The 253-nt window shown below is 43.5% G+C and carries 1 protein-coding gene; it reads right to left on the minus strand.

Going from position 1 to position 253, the window contains the following annotated elements:
* Positions 1-68 precede the first annotated feature (68 nt).
* The coding region (locus E8Q33_RS15770; protein WP_247870149.1) for a hypothetical protein at positions 69-253 on the minus strand (185 nt) is incomplete at its 5' end.

Raw genomic sequence — 253 nt, forward strand, 5'->3', positions numbered from 1 at the left:
ATTTCGCACACTTTTAAGTGCCATATACAATAAAATCAACACCACTAGTCCCACCAGAATGGAATGCACTAACAAATCCTTACGTGATTCCGCTTCCGCCACAGCCGTACCAGTAAACTCAGGATAGTGTCTGCATCAAACTGTACTTCCTGATGCACTCGCTGCTGTAATTCGTTAAAAAACGATCGTAAATCACGACCACTGACATTACAGGTGATGGTTTGCAAGCGTTGTGCACCATGATGCAAAATCG

The organism is Methylophaga sp. SB9B, assembly GCF_004832235.1.
Taxonomy (GTDB): Bacteria; Pseudomonadota; Gammaproteobacteria; order Nitrosococcales; family Methylophagaceae; genus Methylophaga; species Methylophaga muralis.